Below are 20,855 nucleotides of genomic sequence, written 5' to 3' on the forward strand. Positions count from 1 at the left end.
CATGTTATCTCCGATTACCAACGTACTTCAAATTTCTTACGTAACCAAATTGCAAGACTGTTTAAACCAATCATCAGGGCAAGCAGCACAATAATCGCCGCTGCGGTACGTCCTTCGAAGAAGTTACGTAGCTCATTGCCCTGCCATAAGAAAATTTGTACAGGTAATGCTGTAGATTGATCCAATGGCGAAGCTGGCACACTCGCAACGAAAGCACTCATACCAATTAACAAGAGTGGTGCTGTCTCACCTAGTGCCTGTGCAACACCAATAATTGCTCCCGTCAAAATACCTGGCAAAGCCAACGGTAAAACATGATGGAAAACGGTTTGAACTCTTGATGCGCCTAAACCTAGAGCAGCTTGACGAATCGAAGGAGGAACGGCTTTTAGTGATGCGCGTGTTGTAATAATCACTGTTGGAAGTGTCATTAAACTTAATACCAAACCACCCACTAATGGTGCTGAGATTGGTAAATGCATCCAGCCAATAAAGATTGCTGCACCTAATAAACCGAATACAATCGAAGGTACTGCTGCCAAGTTGTTGATGTTGACTTCAATAATATCAGTCATCACATTCTTTGGTGCAAACTCTTCTAGGTAAATCGCACTCGCCACACCGATTGGAATCGAAATCAAGATTACGATAAGCATCATGAACAAAGAGCCCATGAATGCACCTGCCAAACCACTGGTTGCAGGAGAACTACGCGAATCTGGATTAACAAACAAGTTCGTATTAAAACTATTTTTAATCACGCCATCCGCTTTTAATTGATCCGCTAACTGACGTAATTCTGGGTTTAATTGCTGTTGTTCATCTGGAAGAGAACGATCAATATTACCTGCCAACCAAACATCTACATTTGCATCAGCCAAAATCTTAATATCTTGTGTTTTACCAATCAGTGATGGATTGGCAAATACCATGTCACGTAAACGGTACGCTTCTGAACTGGTATATAGACCTCTCAACTCATCACGTTGAGATTCAACCGCAGGATCTTTTGTAATGATCGCATTTGCAATTAAAGCATCCCAATCGACCATTCCCATTTGCGTTTGCCACTCAATATAACGCTCTTCAAAACGCGCTGGACTCTCCCCAGCTTGACGCTTTGGAGGTGCACCCACATCGATAATAGTCGGATCAAAATACACTGGAACCGTCATCGTATTTTGCCAGAAAGCTGGAAGCCCCTTCGATAAAATACTCACGAAAAGCAATGCAACAAACGCTAAGCCAAGCATCACGGCTGAAAACCCAAAGAAACGAAACGTTTTTTCTTTGCGATGCCGTTTTGCAAGTGACTTTTCAATTCTTGCTTTACGCTCAGCACGTAACTCTTGCGCTGCTTGTGGGTCAAATGCAGGACTTTGATCCACGGGAGATGTATTGGATGAAGTCATTCGTATTGCTCACGATATTTACGCACAATGTACAGTGCAATAATGTTGAGACCCAATGTAATTACAAATAAGGTCAAACCAAGGGCAAATGCCACAAGCGCTTGCGGGCTTGCAAAGTCGGTATCTCCTGTTAACTGGTTCACGATCGTAACCGTTACGGTAGATACTGCCTCTAATGGATTTGCATGCAATATTGGACTATTACCAGCCGCTAAGACCACGATCATGGTTTCACCAATCGCTCGCGAAGCAGCCAATAAGAATGCACCAACGATCCCTGGTAGCGCAGCTGGCATCACCACTTGACGAATCGTTTCTGATTTAGTCGCACCTAAGCCCAAAGAACCATCACGTAACGATCTCGGCACTTGCGTAATGATGTCATCCGATAAAGACGATACAAATGGGATAATCATAATCCCCATAACGAAGCCAGCAGTAAGCGCGCTGGTCGCATTGATATTGAGTCCTATCGCCTCACCGAACAATCGGAAATATGGTCCGATGATCATTAATGCAAATACACCATACACAATCGTTGGAATACCAGCCAAAATTTCAATCGTTGGTTTTGCCCAAGAGCGTAAACGTGGTGAAGCATATTCGGCCAAATAAATAGCAATCATCAATCCAACAGGAACTGCAACTAAAAGTGCAACTCCACTGACCATTAACGTACCCCAAAGCAATGGTAATAAACCATAACTTCCTTCAGCAGTACCAGAAGTGCTAAAACCAGGATTCCATTCTGTTCCAAAGAAGAAATCAAATGGACTAACAAAACTAAAGAAGCGTAAAGCCTCACTAAACATCGACAATACGATTCCAATCGTGGTTAGAATCGCAACACCAGAACATAAAATTAAACCAACGTTAATCGCACGTTCAACTTGATTACGCGCTCGAAACTGTCGACTGATTGTTCTTTTGGCCCAAACCAATCCCGCCAGTGCTGCACTAATCACAACTGCTACTTTAGCAAAGGTACCAATACTCTGAAATTTAGCCAGCTCTTTAGCTGCTGCAAGCTCATAAGTTGCAGCTTGATCAGTTACCCCAAAGCCTGAAGCAATTGCTTGTACACGACTAAATAAAACTGAACGACCACTTTCATCTAGGCTGGCATTCACAGTGGCAGGAATATGATTAAATACAATTTGTTTTAATACTGTTGGCTCAACCACATTCCAAATCAACAAAATTAAAAAAGCTGGAATACCACACCACAAAGCAACCAAAGCACCATAATAACCGGGACGCGAATGCAATGCAGCCGAGTTATTTCCCTTACCTGCTAGGTTACGGCTTTTTCTCAGCCCAATTTGATATGCGATTGCCACAAGGGCCAACAACACACCGATAATTAGCAGATTCATGCAATCTCCACTGTTTTCTCAATTCTTTTCATCTGAAAAAACTTAGCCTGATAAAAAAGGCTGATGATATAAATATCACCAGCCCGATTTAGTCGATCTTATTTAACAGTTTTACCTGCTTTAAAGTCCGCCAAGATTTTTGCACGCTCGCTATCCGACATTGGAATTAAACCAGCGCGCTCTAACTTAGAACCTTTACCTGTAACATTCTTATTCAAGAAGTATTCTACATACTGTGGTAAGCCTTTGATTGATTTCAAGTGCTCCCCTTTCACATAGAAGTATAAAGGACGAGATACAGGATATTTACCACTTAAAATCGTAGCTTCTGACGGTACAACATTATTTACTGTTGCCACACGAAGCTTGTCACGGTTTTGATCATAGAAACTTAAACCGAATACACCGACAGCACTTTGATTTGTTCTTAAACGTGCAAGAGTTTCTGTGTAGTCACCCGCAATTTCAATTACACGACCATCTTTACGGAAGTTCGAACATGCTTTTTTCTGTGCGTCTTTGTCTAAGCCTTTGATATATTCATAAGTTTCACAACCTGAATCTACCATTTTCTCTTGGAAAACTTCACGTGTACCGTGGTTAGAGCCAGGAATTACCAATGTAATTGGCTCATTCGGTAAAGTTTTATCAATTTGATTCCAACGTGTATACGGATTTGGCACTAACTTACCATTTGATGGTAACTCAGCTGCAATCGCGGTAAATACATGATAAGGCTTTAATTTAAATGCTGCTTTATTAATATTTGATGCAAATACGATACCGTCATAACCAATTTTTATTTCTAAAATTTGATTAACACCAGCTTTTTTACAAACTTCAATTTCAGAATCTTTAATTTTACGAGATGAGTTTGCAACATCGATCGTGTTATCACCCACACCTTGACAGAATTGTTTTAAACCACCTGAAGAACCACCAGAACCAACTACAGGTGTTTTAAATTGTGGGAAAGTGTTACCAAACTCTTCCGCTACAATACTTGCAAAAGGCAAGACAGTTGAAGAACCAGCAATTTGGATCGTATCACGAGCTGCGTTTGCAGTCGTTGCTACAGTTGCCCCAGTTACAGCTAATGCAATTGCGAGATTACGTGGATTTAAGCGCATATTGTTTTCTCTCATTTATACAATTTGATTTACAACTCTTTTAAATTCAAGTGTTGTACTTTGGTTAACTGCATTTTGATTAGATAATATGACAAATAAGTTACAACTTTGTGACGCTTTGATGATAATTGATGTATTGCATCAAATTTAATTAAATATTATTAAATATCAATAACTAAAAGAATTAAAAATATCCTTATAACCTAAACAGGTATCATTAAAATTGTAATATTTAATTCATTTAATGCAACTTATATTTAATTTTTTAGAACAAAATCATCTTTGATTGTAAAAAAGCTATGCTGAGTAACATTTCAAGCATTTTGCCGATTCAATCATGTGACAGACTGATTAAACATCGACACCTCACCATAGCCCTTGCTCTTAAACTTAGACATCATAATAGCTTAGAGTGAACTATGATCATCCAAATGGATTCATCTAAATCTAAGTCGTGTTCTAAAAGTATCAACACATCATTCAGTTTATTGAAATTTATTCGAACAGTGTATTGATCTATATTCAATTTAAACGAATAGAAAGAAGAGATCATGAATACTAAAGCCATCGCGACCTTCAATCCTGATTTACCCATTCACATGACATTTTCAGAGCATGATTGGCATTTACTTGCCCAACATTGGTATCCAATTGCTTTAGCACGTGACATTAGCGAACAACCCACAGCCGCTACATTACTGGATATGCCATTGGTGATTTACAAAATGTCAGATCAGCTTATAGTTGCCAAAGATGCTTGTCCACACCGTGGTGTTCCATTGAGTTTAGGCCGTAATGATGGTCTTGGTGTCGTCTGTCGCTATCACGGTTTACGTTTTGGTGAAAATGGAAAATGTAATCGGATTCCCGCCCACCCAGAACACAAAATATCTGAACGCTTTCATTTAAAGACATATGCTGCTATCGAGAAATATGGGTTGATCTGGTGCAATCTCACGGCAAATAAAGATGCGTTACCCACCATTCCACAAATGCCTTATTGGGATCATTCTGACTTTCAACAATTGGTGTGCCCCTCTGTAGAACTCAATTGTTTTGCAGGAAGACAGCTTGAAGGTTTTATTGATGTGGCTCATTTTGCTTGGGTACATCCTGATACTTTTGGAGACCCAGATAATGTTGAAGTACCAGATTACACGACGACAGAGACAACCTACGGTTTTGATGCCGATTATATCAGTAGTGTTGGTCGTTACCCGATTGGTATGGATCAGCGTGGACAAGAAGGCTTTCAGTGGTTAAGGCATTTTGAAATCAGCCTCCCCTTTACTGCAACACTGACGATCCACTTTCCGAATGATAGCAAGCAAGTGATTATGAATGCTGCTAGTCCTGTGTCTGCGCGTCAAACGCGTTTATTTGCACCAATCTGCCGTAACTATGATAAAGACTTACCTGTCGAAGAGGCTTATAAATTCAATTTAGAAATTTTTGAAGAAGATCGCCTCATTGTTGAAACACAAAAACCTGAATATCTACCACTAAACCTATCTATGGAAGCACATTTCCCAGCAGATCGTAGTTCTAGCATGTACCGTAAACTGCTCCGAAAAATGGGATTTAGTCCAATTTTTGCTGCCTGACTTTATTTTCGAACATTCATAAATAAAAACGAGGTCATTAAAGACCTCGTTTTTATTAGTAAACCAAACTGCAACTACACAATTGGTGGTACATAAGTACCTTCAACAATTGAGTCTTTGATTCGATCTGCTTCTGCAAGCACAAGTGCAAGCAAGTTCTGTACGTTTTCAAGCGTTGCAACAGGACTTAATGTAGTCATCTTCAAAGATTGAACATTACCCACTTTGGTCACACCAATATTCGCCTCACCACGTGCAAACAATTCATCTGCAACGTTTTGATTCAAGCTATCAACAAACTCAGCAGGATAACCTTCTGGCACGACACGGAACAGCACTGACGCAAACTGCGGTTCAACTAACAGCTCAAGACCATCTGTTGATTTGATATAGTCTGCAACTTCACGTGTTAATTTCACGCCGTGATCGATCATTGAACCATAAAGCTCTTCACCTAATGCTTCAACCGTCATCCACAATTTCAATGCATCAAAACGACGAGTCGTTTGTAAAGATTTAGACACAAGGTTAGGTACACCATGTTCTTCATCATAAGCAGAGTTTAAGTACTCCGCTTCATAATGCATAAAGCGATAGTTTGCTTCGTCTTTCAACAGGAAAGCGCCACAGCTAATGCTTTGGAAATAGTGCTTATGGAAATCAAGCGTGATTGAGTCTGATAATTCAATTCCATCAAGCATTGCACGATGGTCATTTGAAAGAATCAGTGCACCACCCCAAGCAGCATCAATATGCATCCATGAACCAAATTTATTAGTAATTTCACGGATTTTCTTGAGTGGATCAATCGCACCAGCATCTGTCGTACCCGCTGTTGCAACTACACAAGCGACGATTTTGCCTTCTGATTGAAGATGTGCCATGGTTTTTTCTAGCGCATCCACATCCATTTGTGCATTTTCATTCACAGGAACAGTGACAACTGATTGGAAACCCATGCCCATCATTGCCATGTTCTTTTGCACAGAAAAGTGTGCATTTTCAGAACAAATCACTTTGACGTTTTTCATCGCCTCGGCTGGGATACCATCACGCTGAACAGACCATGGTTTACCATTTTCGTCTTTCCAGTTTTTCGAAATGCACCAGTCGCGCGCAAGTAATACACCCATCAAGTTAGACTGTGTTCCACCTGAAGTAAACACACCTGCTTGACCTGCACCATAACCCACTTTTTGGCGTAGCCAATCAATCAACTGAACTTCCATCAATGAACCTGCTGGGCTTTGGTCCCATGAGTCCATTGATTGGTTAGTCGCATTGATTAACACTTCCGCGATTTGGCTCATCACCATCGTTGGGCAATGCAAATGTGCCAGTGAATGCGGATGATGTACTTTTAAGCTTTTGTTGAGAAATAACTCAACCATACGCTGCAAAGACTGCTGTACGCCTAAACCTTCTTTCGATGGATTAAAAGATATTGCTGCACGCAAATCTTTAATGCTACCACCTGTATACATTTTATCGTTTTGCAACCATGCTGAAACGGCTTGTACCGCCTCGCCCATTGCTGACTGATAGTCAGCAATAGATTGAGCATCATTGCAGAGTAACGCTTTACGATGTTCTGCAAAATCAACCATGGTTTAGCCTCGTACTGCTTTGAGTGCTTCCGCAACTGCCTTTTTGAAACGTGCAATCACTTCAACACATTCATCTTGGTTGATAATCAACGGGCAAAGTAAACGAATAACTGTACCGTTGCGACCACCTTTTTCCAACAATAGCTTATTGTTGAAACATGCAGTTTGAATTGCCGCAGCTAATTGTGCATCAGCAGGAAGCGAACCCATATGGTCTGCTGGTTTACGCTCATCGACGATTTCAACGCCGATCATTAGGCCACGACCACGCACATTACCAATACATGGGAATTCTTGTGCAAGTTTCTTAAACTCTGCTTGTAAGAAATCACCACGCTCTTGTGCATTTTGCGCAAGATTTTGCTCTTTAATGGTTTTCAAAACCATTAGGCCTGTGCCCATCGCCAATTGGTTACCACGGAAAGTACCCGTGTGACCTGCTGGCTGCCAAGCATCAAACTTACGCTTAATACCAAGCACAGCTAATGGAAGACCACCACCAACAGCTTTTGACATCACCACAACATCAGGCTCAATCCCAGCATGTTCAAAGGCAAACATTTTTCCTGAACGTGCGAAACCAGCTTGAACTTCGTCCAAAATTAAAACGATATTGTGCTTTTCAGTCACTTCACGAATTTTTTGTAGCCATTTCGCTGGCGCAGTTACAACACCACCTTCACCCTGAATTGCTTCTAGAATGACAGCAGCTGGCTTTGTTACACCGCTTTCAACATCTTCAATGAAGTTTTCAAAGAAATACGTTAATGCATCAACACCAGCCTCACCACCTAAACCAAGTGGGCAACGGTATTCATGCGGATATGGCATGAATTGAACACCAGGCATTAAACCATTCACAGCATTTTTAGCAGACAAATTACCTGTCATTGCTAATGAGCCGTGAGTCATACCATGATAACCGCCAGAGAAGCTGATCACTGAACTGCGACCAGTAAAAGTTTTTGCAAGTTTAATTGCTGCCTCAGTCGCATCTGCACCAGAAGGACCACAGAACTGTAGGCAATATTCTTCTTTACCACCCGGCAAGTGTGCCAAAAGTGCTTCTGTAAACGCATCTTTTAAAGGAGTCGTTAAGTCTAAAGTATGCAATGGCAAACCGCTTGCCAATGTATCTTGAATACTTTGAATCACCGCAGGATGATTATGACCTAAAGCCAATGTTCCTGCCCCAGCTAAACAATCAAGGTACTCTGTACCTTCAACATCAGTAACCCAGCAGCCTTGTGCTTTTGCAATTGCCAACGGTAGTTTACGAGGATAACTACGAACATTCGATTCCATTTGACTTTGGCGAGTCAAATAATATTCGTTGGTTGCATTAGCGGCAGGATTTACGGAAGTAACGCTCATATCGAATTACCATCTCTGATATGGGTAAAAGAAATAAGTCTGGTGACTTTTGGTCCTTTGACTCGGTGCTTGTTTGAATCTAGCGCAGACACAAAATTTTATATCTTTCAACTAGGAGCGAGATGATACCTAATTTTCAAAGAAAATAAACAATTTTATGTCTTAGATTCATCTAATATTATTGAAAAAAAAATTCTTTCAATTAAGTATGATGGATTATCATCATACTATGTGACAAGAGAAAGAAAGTAAGCTTTTTTTAATATGAAATTTATTTTTAGATAAATGGTCAAATTACACAAGATATACAACTGATTTTTAAATATTTTTTATTTTATTTCTCAGTTGCAAGATCACACTAAGTTATTACAAATCCACCACAAAATATGCTGATGTTACTCACGACTTCTTTTTAATATCAAAGTTGAAAAAATAAATCTTCAGTACCAAATTCTAAGGAATTTTTTATGCGCACTCTAGCTCTCTCAACCATGATACTTGGAGCAACATTGAGTCCTACACTTTTTGCCCATGAAACAGAAAAACTAAACTACAACATCGTTAACATTCAAGCAGATGCTTCGCGACAAGTTGCAAATGATGAAATGCGCGCCGTGCTTTATATTGAAAAAAGCCACAAGCAGCCTGCTGAACTCTCTAATCAAATCAATCAATTGATGAATCAAGCACAAGCAATTGCTCGCAAATACACTCAAGTTAAAGTTGAAACTGGCGCTCAAAGTACCTACCCAATCTACGACAATGACAGTAGAAAATTGAAAGAATGGCGTGCTCGTGCTGAGATCCAACTGGAGAGCAAAGATTTTAAAGCAGCAAGCCAGCTCATTAGTGAGTTACAACAAAATTTCCAAACTCAATCCATTAACTTTACTGTTTCAGATGAACAGCGTAAAAAAGTTGAAAATGAGTTGATGATTGAAGCATCTAAAAATTTCCAGCAACGAGCACAAGCCATTACTCAAGCATGGAACAAAGCTCAATATAATTTGGTCAGTTTAAACTTGAATACCAGCAACTATTTCCCTCAACCTGTGATGCGTGGTGGGATGGCTAAATTTGCGATGGCAGAAGCTGCCCCTGTTCAAGATATGGCAGCAGGTGAATCAAAAATTACGGTCAATGCGAATGGGAGTATTCAGTTTAAATAATTTGTACTCGATATTTGAATAAGAAAAGGCATATTGATATGCCTTTTCTTCATTTGGTCTGGGCAAGATTCTGCAAAGAATCCCACGCAGCTCTTGCTAGCACTTCCCGATACATTTTGGGATCAGCAACCACTTTTTTAGATAACCAAGCGCGGCAATAACTTTCTGATGCACCAATCACCAATGACATCATCAATTCAATCGGTATTTTTTTCAATGATTCAAAATCAGCGTGTCGTGAAACATGAGCCATAATATTTTGATTTCTTTTTTTATTTTTATCGCTTAATGCCTGTTTATATTCACTTTGCATAACACTGAAATGCGCTAATAATAAAAACTTTGCGAATTTTGGTTGATCAGATACCCAATCAACATAGCTATATATCAGTGCAAAAATTACATCTTGTAGTGATTGTGCCTCATCTAAATATCGATCTCGTAAGCAAGCTTGATCTTCTAAAGCGGCAAAAACCAGTGCTGCAATCACACCCTCTTTATTTTTAAAATGATGATAAATCGCACCTACACTACTTTCAGACTTTTCTCGAATCATCTCAATACTGGTTGCATCTAATCCATAGTCAAGAAAACAGGACAATGCATCCAACAATATCTGTCTTTTTAACAAAGATCTTCGCTGAGGATACAATCTTTCCAATAATTGCTGAGCCGTTTCCATATTCAATTTAAGTTCACCGATCGTCGGAACTATTGTGTATGACTTGACCATAACTTGTAAACAGAATTATATTCTGTAAAAGAATTAAATTTTGTTTAATTAGGATAATATCAAATGGCTTCAACTTTAGATTTATGGAATAAAGCTTCTGCTTTTCCTGCTGGCAAATGGACATTTACACGCATGCTTTGTCTTAAAGCACCCTATTTCAGTAGTATTGCTCCATTATTTGAAGAACTAAAACCCAATTACTGCAAAATATCGATTAAGAAAAAACGTTCGGTACTCAATCATATTGGTACTGTGCATGCGATTGCGATGTGCAACATGGCTTAATTAGCAGGCGGAACGATGACAGAAGTTACGGTACCTTCTAGCCACCGTTGGATACCAAAAGGCATGACTGTTGAATACTTAAAGAAAGCAGAAACCGATCTAATCGCAATTGCCTCACCTGTTGAGGAAAACTATGATTGGGACAAAGCGGGCGAATATCTTGTGAATGTTGACGTATTTGATAAAGTAAATGAAAAAGTGTTCCATGCAAAAATCACAATGTGGATTTCTAAAAAGAAAAAATAAAAAAAGCCCCGAACTCTACAAGTTCGGGGCTTTTCACATTTAAAGATTATTTTTTAAATGGCAATGCATATTTAAAGATACGACCCACCACTTCACCGAATTGTTTTACAAAACTCGCATTGTTGTAATTTAGGCCATATTTTTTACATACAGCTTCCACTTTTGGTGCGACTTCACGATAACGACGTGCAGGGATATCTGGAAACAGATGATGCTCAATCTGGTGACTGAGATGCCCTGTTAAAATATGAAATGCCTCTGATCCCGTGAGATTTGATGACCCACGAATTTGGCGCATATACCAATGACCACGACTTTCATTTTGTAAAACTGTTTTCGGGAAAACTTCTGCATCTTTGGTAAAGTGACCACAGAAAATAATACTAAATGTCCAAACATTACGTATACCATTGGCAACCAAATTTCCTGCAAATACAGGAATTGCCGACGGCCCCGCAATCAATGGGAAAAATACATAATCTTTAAATAATTGTTTGCCTATTTTCTTTTTAACAGGTCGCCATTCCTGCTTAAACTCATCCATAGTTTTGCGCTTATACACGAGTTTGCCTAATTCAAGATTTTGAATTGCGACACCCCATTGGAATAACAGACTGAAAGGCAAGATATATAATGGCTGAATCACAGAGAACTTCGTCCACCGCTGCTCTGGAAATAAGCGAAATACGCCATAGCCAACATCATCATCCATACCTTTAATATTGGTATAAGTATGATGCTTGTAATTATGTGTTTGTCTCCAATTATCTGAAGTCCCTACCGTATCCCATTCGTAGGTTTGACCATTGAATTTAGGATCGTTCATCCAGTCATACTGACCATGCATGACATTGTGTCCCAACTCCATGTTTTCCATGATCTTGGCAAAACCTAATAAACCTGTTCCCAATAACCATGCTGGCGGAAACCAACCTGCAAATAACAGTGCACGTCCTAAAAAGCTACTATAGCGAATGGTTGAATAAACACGACGAATATATTTCGCATCTTTTTCGCCCAAATCATTTAACACATCTTGTTTGATTTGATCCAATTCGCGTGCAAAAGCTTCTAACTCTGCGGCAGTTAAATCACGATTTTTAGGGTTTTTAAAATATTGAATTTTAACAGGCATGTTCATAATCATTTTCTCGCTTATAGATCAATCACAAGATCAGATTGAGCAGAATTTACACAAATTTTTAATAGCTGAGATGGTTCATGATTGGCTGAACCATTAAGTAGATTTTTTGTCGCACCTTGCGCTTTATTACAAGCACACTTATTACAAATTCCCATACGACAACCGTGGTTTGGCTTGATGCCTTGCTGTTCTAAACTGGCTAAGATCGATTGACCTTTTGGAATTGCCACAGTCTTATTGGACTGAGTTAATGTGACATTAATAAAACCCGTATCTGTCGCATCATGTTCAAATTGACTTAAGCTAAATGCTTCTGTTTGGATAAATGCAGCATTTACGAATAATGTCTCTGCGGTTGCCACAAAGCCAGAAGGACCACATGCATAAACTGTGGTTTGATTCAACTTGGTTAATTGATCAACATGATTTTGATTTAAACGCTGATCTTGTTCTTGGGTATAAAGAATTTGATAACTAAAATTTGCAAAATTTTCTGAAACTTCTTTTAAATACTTAGCGTATGCTGCATCTTCATAGGTTTTAACCCAGTACATTAACTGAACATTGACCGTATTCAATTGCTTAGATTGGCATAGTGCTTCAATCAAACTCAACATCGGTGTGATGCCACTGCCTGCTGCAAGTAACAATAAATTTGGACTTTGAATATGCTGCTGCATATCGCCATAAGGCTGCCCTAAACGAACGATATCGCCTATTCGAGATTTCTCAACAAGCCATGAACTAACAAGACCTTGATCAACTTTTTTCACCGTCAAGCAAAGATGTTCTGCATCCACTTGCATCAAACTATAAGTACGCTCGTAATGACGTCCAGCAATTTCAACCGTAATCGGATGATGTTGTCCTGCCATCCCGCGCTGAACATGACGATTGCATTTTAAAATTAGACTGACTGTATCTTTTGCCACTATTTGTTTTTTTACGATTTGGGCTAAAGGTTGATTTACAGACCACAATGGATTGATTTTCTGTAACCAAAAATTGGCATCATGGCTGTTCATTACGCTGTTTGCCAATGAATTGAATAGAGAATTTCTCTTTTCGATTGCATACATGAGCAGGTACTCTGGTTGTTTTGTAGTTATTATACACATGTATATTTATTTGTATATATACATGTGTATAATAATTTATGTTTCACAAGTTCAAATACAACCGCTATACTCTGAATTAGCTTACTTATATTTTGAAAACAATGGTTCATTCTTCTTTTTCACAGCTCAACACTGACACATTAAATGACCAAGATGTCATTCCAATGAAAGCTCCTGTGCGTTCAGTAGGCAGAAAAGCAACAATTACAAGAGAAGAGTTATTCCAAGCAACTTTGAATCTGATCGGTCCACAAAAAAGCATTGCTTCATTGAGTTTGCGAGAGATCGCACGTGAGGCAGGTATTGCACCTAATAGCTTCTATCGCCATTTTAAAGATATTGACGAGCTTGCGATTGCACTAATTGATCGTGCAGGTTTGGTTCTGCGTAAGATTATTCGTGAAGCTCGATTAAAAGCAGTTTTACAACAAAGTATTATCCGAAGTTCTGTCGAGGTCTTCATTCAGCAATTAGATGCAGATGAAGGAAATCTCAGTCTATTGCTACGTGAAAGTTATACTGGCTCAACCTCGTATAAAGCTGCGGTTGATCGTCAACTCAATTTCTTTCAACAAGAATTACAAGAAGATTTGATTCGTTTAGAACAAATGAATAATAGTAAAATGAGTCATGCCGACATTGCAGCCAAAGCGATCACTCAATTGGTATTTAATATGGGTGCTAAAGTACTCGACCTCCCTGTTGAACAACGAACCGAGGTTGCAGAACAGACTATGATCATGATTCGAATGATCTTAGAAGGTGCTCGACATTTGGATGAAGCCAGTATTCGTTAATCCATGTCTATCACAATTTACATTATTGTTGATCACCCGCTTGAATAATCCGTACTGGTATAAATCTTATTTGTACAAGAGTAGGCATATTTTTTAAGTCACGCGGTAAAATAGCGTTTAATTTCTCTATTTCTGCAGTATTTGGCAATGTGTCTCCTTCAACGACAACACGGACTAACGTGTATTGAGTCTGATTAGCAAATTGTATTTTGTCGATAATATTATTATTTTTATTTAAAGCTTCGGTAATAGCTGTACGCGCTTTTGTTTCGTACATCTGTTTTTTGATCATATGTAAAAAATTTGCAGTCAGATAAACACTCAGTACCAACAAGCACAGTAAACTCACCATATTCCGTTTTATAAACTCTAATACATTACTCTGTACTTGCTCATCAGAACCTCTTCTAAAACCTGCAATCCACAATACCAATGAAGAACTGATCTGTATTGCCACAATATTGGTAAATGCCAATAAAAAGGCGTTGGCGGAATGGCGAAAATCCAAATGTGCCAATAAAATCCCACTTGCAACTAATGGCGGAACTAAAGCCGTTGCAACCGCAACACCAACGACAGCCACGGAGAGTCGAGGTGAAACAGCTGCAAATGCACCAGCAGCCCCACCTGCCAACGCAATCATTAAATCAATCACATTGGGTTGAGTTCTAGATAATATTTCATGGGTGAGCGCCATATTAAAATTGATCAGTCCTAATATCACACCAATCCCAAAAATCATGACCACACCTAGAACCAACGTTTTAAGTGCCGTAATAAACAAGATCCATCGATTATCAATCAGAGACAATGCAATTGCTGAAATTGGCCCAAGCATCATTGCGACAAGCATAGCCCCAATTACTACTGCTGAAGAATCAGCCAACAAACCATAGCCTGCAATGACTGCAGCTAATGCATTCATAATAAAGAATGTTTTCGTAGGTAAAGCATCTGCCTGAATATTTAAACGCACTAATTTATGGTCAATCTTTTTAGAATTCTCTCGCAAAGCTTGCTTATAACGTAGTTTTTCTTTTAAAACTTCAATTCGCTTATGTTCAGGATGATCACTAATGACAATGGTTGGCTTATCTTTTTCATTTTCCATTTGTTACGTCTCTTTATTAAAAGAATAAAATCACTACGCTCAGCACAGCAGAACCAAGGCTTTATTTCAATCGAATCATTTTACTTTAAGACACTGTAATTTATTCAAAAAAATATTAAAACTCACCATTGATTACAAAAGGTTTAAAAACTAAAACACTCTCAAAAGATCTTGAAGCGTACTCTAAATAAGGAGTCAACGGTTTTAATTTACTGTTTTTCATTAATGATAATTGAATGAGGTAACTATGAATTCTTCAGCGGCTAAAACTTTAAAAGTATATACACGTAATAATTTAGATGATTCAATCAAAGAAGCGACGGTTAAAATCTTGAATCAAATTCTTGCAAATTTGATCGATTTATCATTATTAACAAAGCAAGCACATTGGAACATGCGCGGTAGCAATTTTATTGCAGTTCATGAAATGTTAGATATGTTCCGTACATCTATTATTACGCATTTAGATAATGTTGCTGAACGTGCGGTACAAATTGGTGGTACGGCGCTAGGGACTACTCAAACAGTTGCAGAAAGCTCTCATCTAAAACCTTATCCAGTTGCGATCCATGCTGTACAAGACCATTTAAAAGAACTAGCTGATCGTTATGGCGTAGTGGCTAACCATCTACGCGATACAATTGACGAAATTCAAGATCCTATTTCGGAAGATATTATTCATGCAGCTTTAGAAGACTTAGACCAATATCTATGGTTCTTAGAAGCCAATATTGATCACTAAATTTAAATGCATAAAAAAGAGGACCTTATCGTCCTCTTTTTTGTTGGTATTACAATTATGGTTTAACGACGACCAACACCTGAATCGCCTCAGGCGTAACAGATAAACCATCAAGTAAGCCTAAGCCTTCTTGTTGGAATTTTTGCAAACGCTCAATTTCATCTTGGCGAATACTTGGGTTAAATTGCTTGAGATAAGTTAAACGGTCAATCTCATACTGCCATTTACCACTATAGTGTTCTTTAGCCTGTTGCATTAACTCAGGCAATGACGATTTAGCAATATCCAACGCTTGTGCATAACGTGTTTCAATCACTTCGCGACGTGCTTTCACCACTTGACGGCAACTATTACCATCTAAATGGTGCAGGTACGGACGTAAAATGCTTGGATCAATCTTTGCAGACAAGTCCTGACCATTTTCACTCAGTAATACACGAATCAAATGCTTCGGCAAACTAGATGGTAAGTTCAATGCTTTGGGCGCAACCACGTCAACTTTAAACCAAACTTCAAGTAACACTGAACCTTGTTTTAACGCATTAGATTTTAACAACGCAACATTGGTACTACCAAAAGATTGTGTACGGATCATTTCCATCACACTTTCAATAAATGGGTGTTCCAACGTTAAGTATTGCGCGTCTTCACGAATCTGTGCCTGATCACGATAGAAAGTTGCTGTCATACCTTCTTCATCCAAGGTCAAACCTTGAACTTGCATTTGATCAGTAGGCTTGATGATCACGGTACCGTTACTTTGCTCATCAAAATCAATGTTGGTTGATGACATAAAACGCTTCACAAACATCGGTAAAGTCGTATTGTCATCATAATCTTCAAGTGCTTGTACAATGCCTTGTGCAACCACTGGACGACATGAATTGTACTCAAGCAAACGGTCACGCCCTGCTTGTAATTCAGCTTCCAGTGCTTGACGTTGTACATTCACTTCTTCAAGTAAATCTTCAAAGGTCTGACCTTGATCCGCAAGCAAACAATCTTTCAATTCAACAATAAAGTTCTCTTGTAGCGTTTGTGCCGTTGGAGAAATATTACTGAAAATATTGAGTGCTTCGTTGTACCAACGGAACATACGTTCTTGCGCTGTTCCCATTAAGTAAGGCACGTGGATTTGTATACGGTTTTCTTGACCGATACGATCTAAACGACCAATACGTTGTTCAAGTACATCAGGATTTGCCGGTAAATCAAATAGGATCAGGTCGCTGGCAAACTGGAAGTTACGCCCTTCTGAACCAATCTCAGAACACAACAGGATTTGAGCACCATAACTGTCTTCTGCAAAGTATGCCGCCGCTTGGTCACGCTCTAATAAACTCATACCTTCATGGAACATCGCTGTGCGAATGCCTGCATGTAAGCGTAATGCATTTTCCAAGGCCTCAACCACAGGCCCACTGCGTGCAATCAACAATACCTTTTTATGTTTTAAATCCTTGCGGAGCACTTCCATTAACCAAGGCACACGCGGATCTGTTTCCATCCAAGCGCCATCAATTTGCCCCTCTTCAGGCCACATCTGCTCACGCATTTTGCCATCCATAGACCAATCTTCTGGTGCTGGTAATGGCGCTGGCTGACAATCACGACCAGGGAAACCTTGGATCGCTTCACGGGTATTACGGAATAAAATACGACCTGTACCATGACGATCTAAGAGCTCATGAATCGCGCGCATGCGCTGTTCAGGCTGATCATCAATCCGATGACCCAATAAGCCTTCTAATGCTGCCAAATGCGCTTCAGTCAATGCTTCGTCAGACATTAATACTTCGGCAACTTTCGCCGTTTGTTGATATTGTTCTTCTTCATCAAGGAAACGGTCGAGGCTGCTAAAACGTTGCGGATCGAGTAAACGTAAACGTGCAAAATGACTTTCTACACCTAACTGTTCAGGTGTAGCTGTAAGTAATAAAACACCCGCCGTTTGTTCTGCTAATTCTTCTACCAGATCATAACGATCATTACCGCCTTCTTCTTCGCTCCACATCAAGTGATGCGCTTCATCCACCACCAGTAAATCAAAGCCCGCTTCAACCGCCTGCTCACGTAAATCCTCATGGTCAACCATCAAATCGACACTGGCGATAATGCATTGTTCCGTTAGGAAGGGATTAAGATCAGGATCATGTTCTTTGATCGAAGCAGTACGGGTTAAATCGAAAAGCGAGAATTGCAAATTGAAACGGCGACGCATTTCAATCATCCACTGATATTGCAGTGAATCAGGCACCAAAATCAGGATACGTTCTGAACGTCCTGTTTTGAGTTGTTGATGGATGATTAAGCCTGCTTCAATGGTTTTACCCAAGCCTACTTCATCGGCCAATAAAACACGCGGTGCAAAACGCTTACCGACTTCATGCGCAATATAAAGCTGATGTGGAATCAAACCGACACGCGCACCGAGAAAACCACGTAAAGGACTGGTATGCATTTGCGCTTGCAACAACATCGCCTCGATACGAAGGTCATACCACTCTTTATAATCGACTTGGCTTGCCAACAGACGTTCTAAAGGTTTTGACAGCTGAATTTGCGCACCAATACGGGTTTCATTGAGAGACTTACGCTCTTCTTCACCATTTTCCAGTGTGCGAACCACGTCATAACGCAATACACCATGACGGTCTTCAATGGATTCAACAATCCACTTGATTCCTTCTTGGTCTTGCACTTCATCTTTAACATTAAAAATGATTCGTGATAAGGGTGCATTGTTACGTGCATAAACACGAGTTTCATCACTTTTGGGGAATAAAATACTAATAGAACGTTCATCTACATCAATAAGAACACCTAAACCGAGTTCAGTTTCTGTATCTGATAACCAACGTTGACCAATAGCAAACGGCTGCAATTTATTCCACCTTTTCTCATGTTAGCCCACATATTGTATGCCTTAAACTGATGAAAGTTTAAGCTACTTTATGTAGTTTTAAATTTGGTTTTCACGGAAAATGATTCACGCAAACAACCCTAATATTTTGACATAAAGCTGACTAAAATAGCGCACTTTAAGTCTCTTTAGATTAAAAAAATACGGTTAAAACGGCACAGGACAATCAAAATCAAGCTGTGTGCCTGTTTTAGGATGAGCAAAGCTCAGTTGCGTCGCATGTAAACACAAACGCTCATAAAGCTGTTGCTGTTCTGGTGTGGCATATAAGGTATCGCCAAGAATCGGATGACCTAAATATTGCATGTGTACCCGAAGTTGATGTGAACGCCCTGTAATTGGGATCAACTTGACCCGTGTAACTACTTGCCCTTGAATCTCTAAATGCTCAAGCACTTGCCACTCTGTTAAAGCTGGTTTGTGATGAGTTGCATCAACGATATGTAATGGAGGACGGCTTGGATCATAAATCACAGGAATATCAACTGTACCCTGTCCTTCTAAATGACCCGCAACCAAAGCTTGATAGATTTTTGAAGTTTGGCGATCTTGGAATTGACGCGAAATAGTACTTTGCCCAAATTTAGATAATCCAAAAACCAAAATACCGGAGGTATCACGATCCAAACGATGGATGAGTAAAGTTTTGGGTTCTAATTTTAATAATCGATTGATCAGACAATCTTGTAAATCTGGTGTTTTCCCCGGCACTGTCAGTAGTCCAGCAGGTTTATGGATGACCATAAAATCTTCATCACGATGAATCAAATGTTCACTTAGAAAATCACTCAAGGTAGCCTTCCAACGACTCGATGAAAACAAGCGGGCAATCATAAAAAGCTTAGAAGAAAATTACAATCAAATTTTATCTAAATTGGTTATTCTTTATCAACAGCATGTTAGAATACAATCAATTCTTTGTTTCTCTGTTAGACATATTTCTAGCTCAATCACGCCCGAACTTGACAGTACATAACAAGAAAAAGCATCACAATTGGTTTAAAATCAAACAATGTTAGCGAGTTATTAATCAATGGAAATTAATAAAAAAACAGGACTATATCTTTTTTCTTTATATATTCTCTTAGGATGTACAAGTAAAGATGAAGTTAAACGCTTAGAGAGTGAAAATAAAATTAACAAACAGATTCAAGAATATATCCAAATACGAAAAAAAGTAATATCTAGTCACTCTGATAAAGTTTTTGGCATTGGTCTAGGCACAAATTATAATGATATAAAAATTTTATTAAATCCATCTTTATCCACTATCAATTCAAATTCATATGAAGATGATATAGATAGCATGAATATGCTTATTGAAATAGGTGAAGACTCAGCCAAAGTAAAACCATTATATAGCTTTACAAAAAGCTATTTATTTAATAAAGATATAGATACAGAAAATTTTAATTATCAAATCTTCCCTATAAAACCTTCACAACCTTTCACAAAATATGAAGCCAAGATCAGTAAAAAATATGGTGTTTGTGCACTTTCTGGTAATTACTTCTCTAACAAGGAATCAGGGGTAATAATAAGTAGAAGTGAACTGTATAATCAGATTGAAAACATAATTTATGTCCTCAATCAAAGATATCAACTAAAAAGTATAGCTTTAAGCCCAAATAACCTATTAACAAACTCATCTTCTAATGGAGTATTAATTGGAGATTGGTATAATAAAGATATTGATATAAAATTATTCGGACTTTTTAGCCAGCTAAAGGATGGAAAGGTTATGGAGCATATTAAAATAGAATATTTCTCTAAGGATTCAAATTGCCATGAAGATGTAAAAAATGAACTTTACAATATCAAAAGAGAGCGAGATGATTTAAACTCCATAAAAATCGAAAAAAATAAAATTAAAACTCTAGAAGAATCTCCACTCTAAAAATAATTAGTCAAAAAATAAAATAAAATTAATTATGTCCACCAAAGTGGACATAATTAATTAAATATACAACTTAATAGATACTAAAAATTCATTTTAAATCTTATTAAATTAATTTTTTTATATTTTAAATCTTTCCGAAAATATCTTTATACAAATAAGATATCTTTGATTAATGAGTGCAGTT

Annotated in this window: 16 protein-coding genes and 1 pseudogene; 6 read left to right on the forward strand and 11 right to left on the reverse strand. The window is 38.6% G+C overall.

Annotated features, from left to right (window positions below; all coding sequences use genetic code 11):
- Positions 1 to 14: 14 nt before the first annotated feature.
- The 3 genes from pstA to AAC851_RS04045 form a co-directional block, all read right to left on the reverse strand.
- The gene (gene pstA / locus AAC851_RS04035; protein ID WP_125502711.1) at positions 15 to 1,412 is read right to left on the reverse strand and encodes a phosphate ABC transporter permease PstA; all 1,398 of its coding nucleotides are present in this window, start codon (positions 1,410 to 1,412) and stop codon (positions 15 to 17) included.
- Complete coding sequence (gene pstC / locus AAC851_RS04040) at positions 1,409 to 2,788, reverse strand: phosphate ABC transporter permease subunit PstC (RefSeq protein WP_075315912.1); 1,380 nt, start codon at positions 2,786 to 2,788, stop codon at positions 1,409 to 1,411. The genes pstA and pstC overlap by 4 nt, the downstream gene beginning before the upstream one ends.
- Before the next feature lie 98 nt (positions 2,789 to 2,886).
- On the reverse strand, positions 2,887 to 3,918 hold the full coding sequence (locus AAC851_RS04045; protein ID WP_340600540.1) for a substrate-binding domain-containing protein: 1,032 nt from the start codon (positions 3,916 to 3,918) through the stop codon (positions 2,887 to 2,889).
- A 551-nt stretch (positions 3,919 to 4,469) separates the two neighbouring features.
- On the opposite strand from AAC851_RS04045, the gene AAC851_RS04050 reads away from it, so the two are divergent.
- Positions 4,470 to 5,522 carry an aromatic ring-hydroxylating oxygenase subunit alpha gene (locus tag AAC851_RS04050; RefSeq protein WP_153568198.1) on the forward strand — a complete coding sequence of 351 codons (1,053 nt, stop codon included), beginning with the start codon at positions 4,470 to 4,472 and terminating at the stop codon, positions 5,520 to 5,522.
- A 74-nt stretch (positions 5,523 to 5,596) separates the two neighbouring features.
- Here AAC851_RS04050 and AAC851_RS04055 read toward each other — a convergent pair whose 3' ends face one another.
- Both AAC851_RS04055 and AAC851_RS04060 read right to left on the reverse strand, forming a co-directional pair.
- Positions 5,597 to 7,129: a pyridoxal phosphate-dependent decarboxylase family protein gene (locus AAC851_RS04055; protein ID WP_004638381.1), complete on the reverse strand. Its 1,533-nt coding sequence runs from the start codon at positions 7,127 to 7,129 to the stop codon at positions 5,597 to 5,599.
- A gap of 3 nt (positions 7,130 to 7,132) precedes the next feature.
- Positions 7,133 to 8,503, reverse strand: coding sequence for a diaminobutyrate--2-oxoglutarate transaminase (locus AAC851_RS04060; protein ID WP_004638380.1), 1,371 nt, complete (start codon positions 8,501 to 8,503; stop codon positions 7,133 to 7,135).
- 467 nt (positions 8,504 to 8,970) lie between these two features.
- On the opposite strand from AAC851_RS04060, the gene AAC851_RS04065 reads away from it, so the two are divergent.
- Complete coding sequence (locus AAC851_RS04065) at positions 8,971 to 9,672, forward strand: SIMPL domain-containing protein (protein WP_125502705.1); 702 nt, start codon at positions 8,971 to 8,973, stop codon at positions 9,670 to 9,672.
- Positions 9,673 to 9,721: 49 nt separating this feature from the next.
- Here the strand turns inward: AAC851_RS04065 and AAC851_RS04070 are convergent, their stop codons facing one another.
- Positions 9,722 to 10,354, reverse strand: coding sequence for a TetR/AcrR family transcriptional regulator (locus tag AAC851_RS04070; RefSeq protein ID WP_075315916.1), 633 nt, complete (start codon positions 10,352 to 10,354; stop codon positions 9,722 to 9,724).
- A 114-nt stretch (positions 10,355 to 10,468) separates the two neighbouring features.
- On the opposite strand from AAC851_RS04070, the pseudogene AAC851_RS04075 reads away from it, so the two are divergent.
- A pseudogene (locus AAC851_RS04075) lies at positions 10,469 to 10,936 on the forward strand (hotdog fold domain-containing protein).
- Between the two features lie 46 nt (positions 10,937 to 10,982).
- Here AAC851_RS04075 and AAC851_RS04080 read toward each other — a convergent pair.
- Together AAC851_RS04080 and AAC851_RS04085 are read right to left on the reverse strand one after the other, a co-directional pair.
- Positions 10,983 to 12,077 carry a fatty acid desaturase family protein gene (locus AAC851_RS04080; RefSeq protein WP_005091108.1) on the reverse strand — a complete coding sequence of 365 codons (1,095 nt, stop codon included), beginning with the start codon at positions 12,075 to 12,077 and terminating at the stop codon, positions 10,983 to 10,985.
- A 14-nt stretch (positions 12,078 to 12,091) separates the two neighbouring features.
- Entirely contained in the window at positions 12,092 to 13,159 is a 1,068-nt protein-coding gene (locus AAC851_RS04085; protein WP_340600541.1) for a ferredoxin reductase, read from the reverse strand.
- A 140-nt stretch (positions 13,160 to 13,299) separates the two neighbouring features.
- Here AAC851_RS04085 and fabR point away from each other — a divergent pair, with 140 nt between their 5' ends.
- Positions 13,300 to 13,995, forward strand: coding sequence for an HTH-type transcriptional repressor FabR (fabR, locus tag AAC851_RS04090; RefSeq protein WP_004638372.1), 696 nt, complete (start codon positions 13,300 to 13,302; stop codon positions 13,993 to 13,995).
- Between the two features lie 22 nt (positions 13,996 to 14,017).
- Here the strand turns inward: fabR and AAC851_RS04095 are convergent, their stop codons facing one another.
- Positions 14,018 to 15,106, reverse strand: coding sequence for a DUF389 domain-containing protein (locus AAC851_RS04095; protein ID WP_005081876.1), 1,089 nt, complete (start codon positions 15,104 to 15,106; stop codon positions 14,018 to 14,020).
- Positions 15,107 to 15,353: 247 nt separating this feature from the next.
- Between AAC851_RS04095 and dps the strand changes: the two genes are divergently transcribed.
- Positions 15,354 to 15,848 carry a DNA starvation/stationary phase protection protein Dps gene (gene dps / locus AAC851_RS04100; RefSeq protein ID WP_004638370.1) on the forward strand — a complete coding sequence of 165 codons (495 nt, stop codon included), beginning with the start codon at positions 15,354 to 15,356 and terminating at the stop codon, positions 15,846 to 15,848.
- Between the two features lie 55 nt (positions 15,849 to 15,903).
- Here dps and rapA read toward each other — a convergent pair whose 3' ends face one another.
- Together rapA and AAC851_RS04110 are read right to left on the reverse strand one after the other, a co-directional pair.
- Positions 15,904 to 18,732, reverse strand: a complete 2,829-nt coding sequence (gene rapA / locus AAC851_RS04105) for an RNA polymerase-associated protein RapA (RefSeq protein ID WP_340600542.1) — start codon at positions 18,730 to 18,732, stop codon at positions 15,904 to 15,906.
- A gap of 186 nt (positions 18,733 to 18,918) precedes the next feature.
- Positions 18,919 to 19,563, reverse strand: a complete 645-nt coding sequence (locus AAC851_RS04110; RefSeq protein ID WP_340600543.1) for an RluA family pseudouridine synthase — start codon at positions 19,561 to 19,563, stop codon at positions 18,919 to 18,921.
- A 241-nt stretch (positions 19,564 to 19,804) separates the two neighbouring features.
- On the opposite strand from AAC851_RS04110, the gene AAC851_RS04115 reads away from it, so the two are divergent.
- Positions 19,805 to 20,668 (forward strand): hypothetical protein, encoded by an 864-nt coding sequence (locus tag AAC851_RS04115; RefSeq protein ID WP_340600544.1) that lies wholly within the window; start codon positions 19,805 to 19,807, stop codon positions 20,666 to 20,668.
- The last annotated feature ends 187 nt before the right edge of the window (positions 20,669 to 20,855 follow it).

It is taken from the genome of Acinetobacter sp. HZNU-JH01 (genome assembly GCF_037996845.1).
In the GTDB taxonomy this organism is placed as follows: Bacteria; Pseudomonadota; Gammaproteobacteria; order Pseudomonadales; family Moraxellaceae; genus Acinetobacter; species Acinetobacter haemolyticus.

Coding starts and splice junctions, on each gene's coding strand:
- pstA (WP_125502711.1), bottom strand. CDS start 1,412: ATGACTTCATCCAATACATCTCCCGTGGATCAAAGTCCTGCATTTGAC.
- pstC (WP_075315912.1), bottom strand. CDS start 2,788: ATGAATCTGCTAATTATCGGTGTGTTGTTGGCCCTTGTGGCAATCGCA.
- AAC851_RS04045 (WP_340600540.1), bottom strand. CDS start 3,918: ATGCGCTTAAATCCACGTAATCTCGCAATTGCATTAGCTGTAACTGGG.
- AAC851_RS04050 (WP_153568198.1), top strand. CDS start 4,470: ATGAATACTAAAGCCATCGCGACCTTCAATCCTGATTTACCCATTCAC.
- AAC851_RS04055 (WP_004638381.1), bottom strand. CDS start 7,129: ATGGTTGATTTTGCAGAACATCGTAAAGCGTTACTCTGCAATGATGCT.
- AAC851_RS04060 (WP_004638380.1), bottom strand. CDS start 8,503: ATGAGCGTTACTTCCGTAAATCCTGCCGCTAATGCAACCAACGAATAT.
- AAC851_RS04065 (WP_125502705.1), top strand. CDS start 8,971: ATGCGCACTCTAGCTCTCTCAACCATGATACTTGGAGCAACATTGAGT.
- AAC851_RS04070 (WP_075315916.1), bottom strand. CDS start 10,354: ATGGAAACGGCTCAGCAATTATTGGAAAGATTGTATCCTCAGCGAAGA.
- AAC851_RS04080 (WP_005091108.1), bottom strand. CDS start 12,077: ATGAACATGCCTGTTAAAATTCAATATTTTAAAAACCCTAAAAATCGT.
- AAC851_RS04085 (WP_340600541.1), bottom strand. CDS start 13,159: ATGTATGCAATCGAAAAGAGAAATTCTCTATTCAATTCATTGGCAAAC.
- fabR (WP_004638372.1), top strand. CDS start 13,300: ATGGTTCATTCTTCTTTTTCACAGCTCAACACTGACACATTAAATGAC.
- AAC851_RS04095 (WP_005081876.1), bottom strand. CDS start 15,106: ATGGAAAATGAAAAAGATAAGCCAACCATTGTCATTAGTGATCATCCT.
- dps (WP_004638370.1), top strand. CDS start 15,354: ATGAATTCTTCAGCGGCTAAAACTTTAAAAGTATATACACGTAATAAT.
- AAC851_RS04115 (WP_340600544.1), top strand. CDS start 19,805: ATGGAAATTAATAAAAAAACAGGACTATATCTTTTTTCTTTATATATT.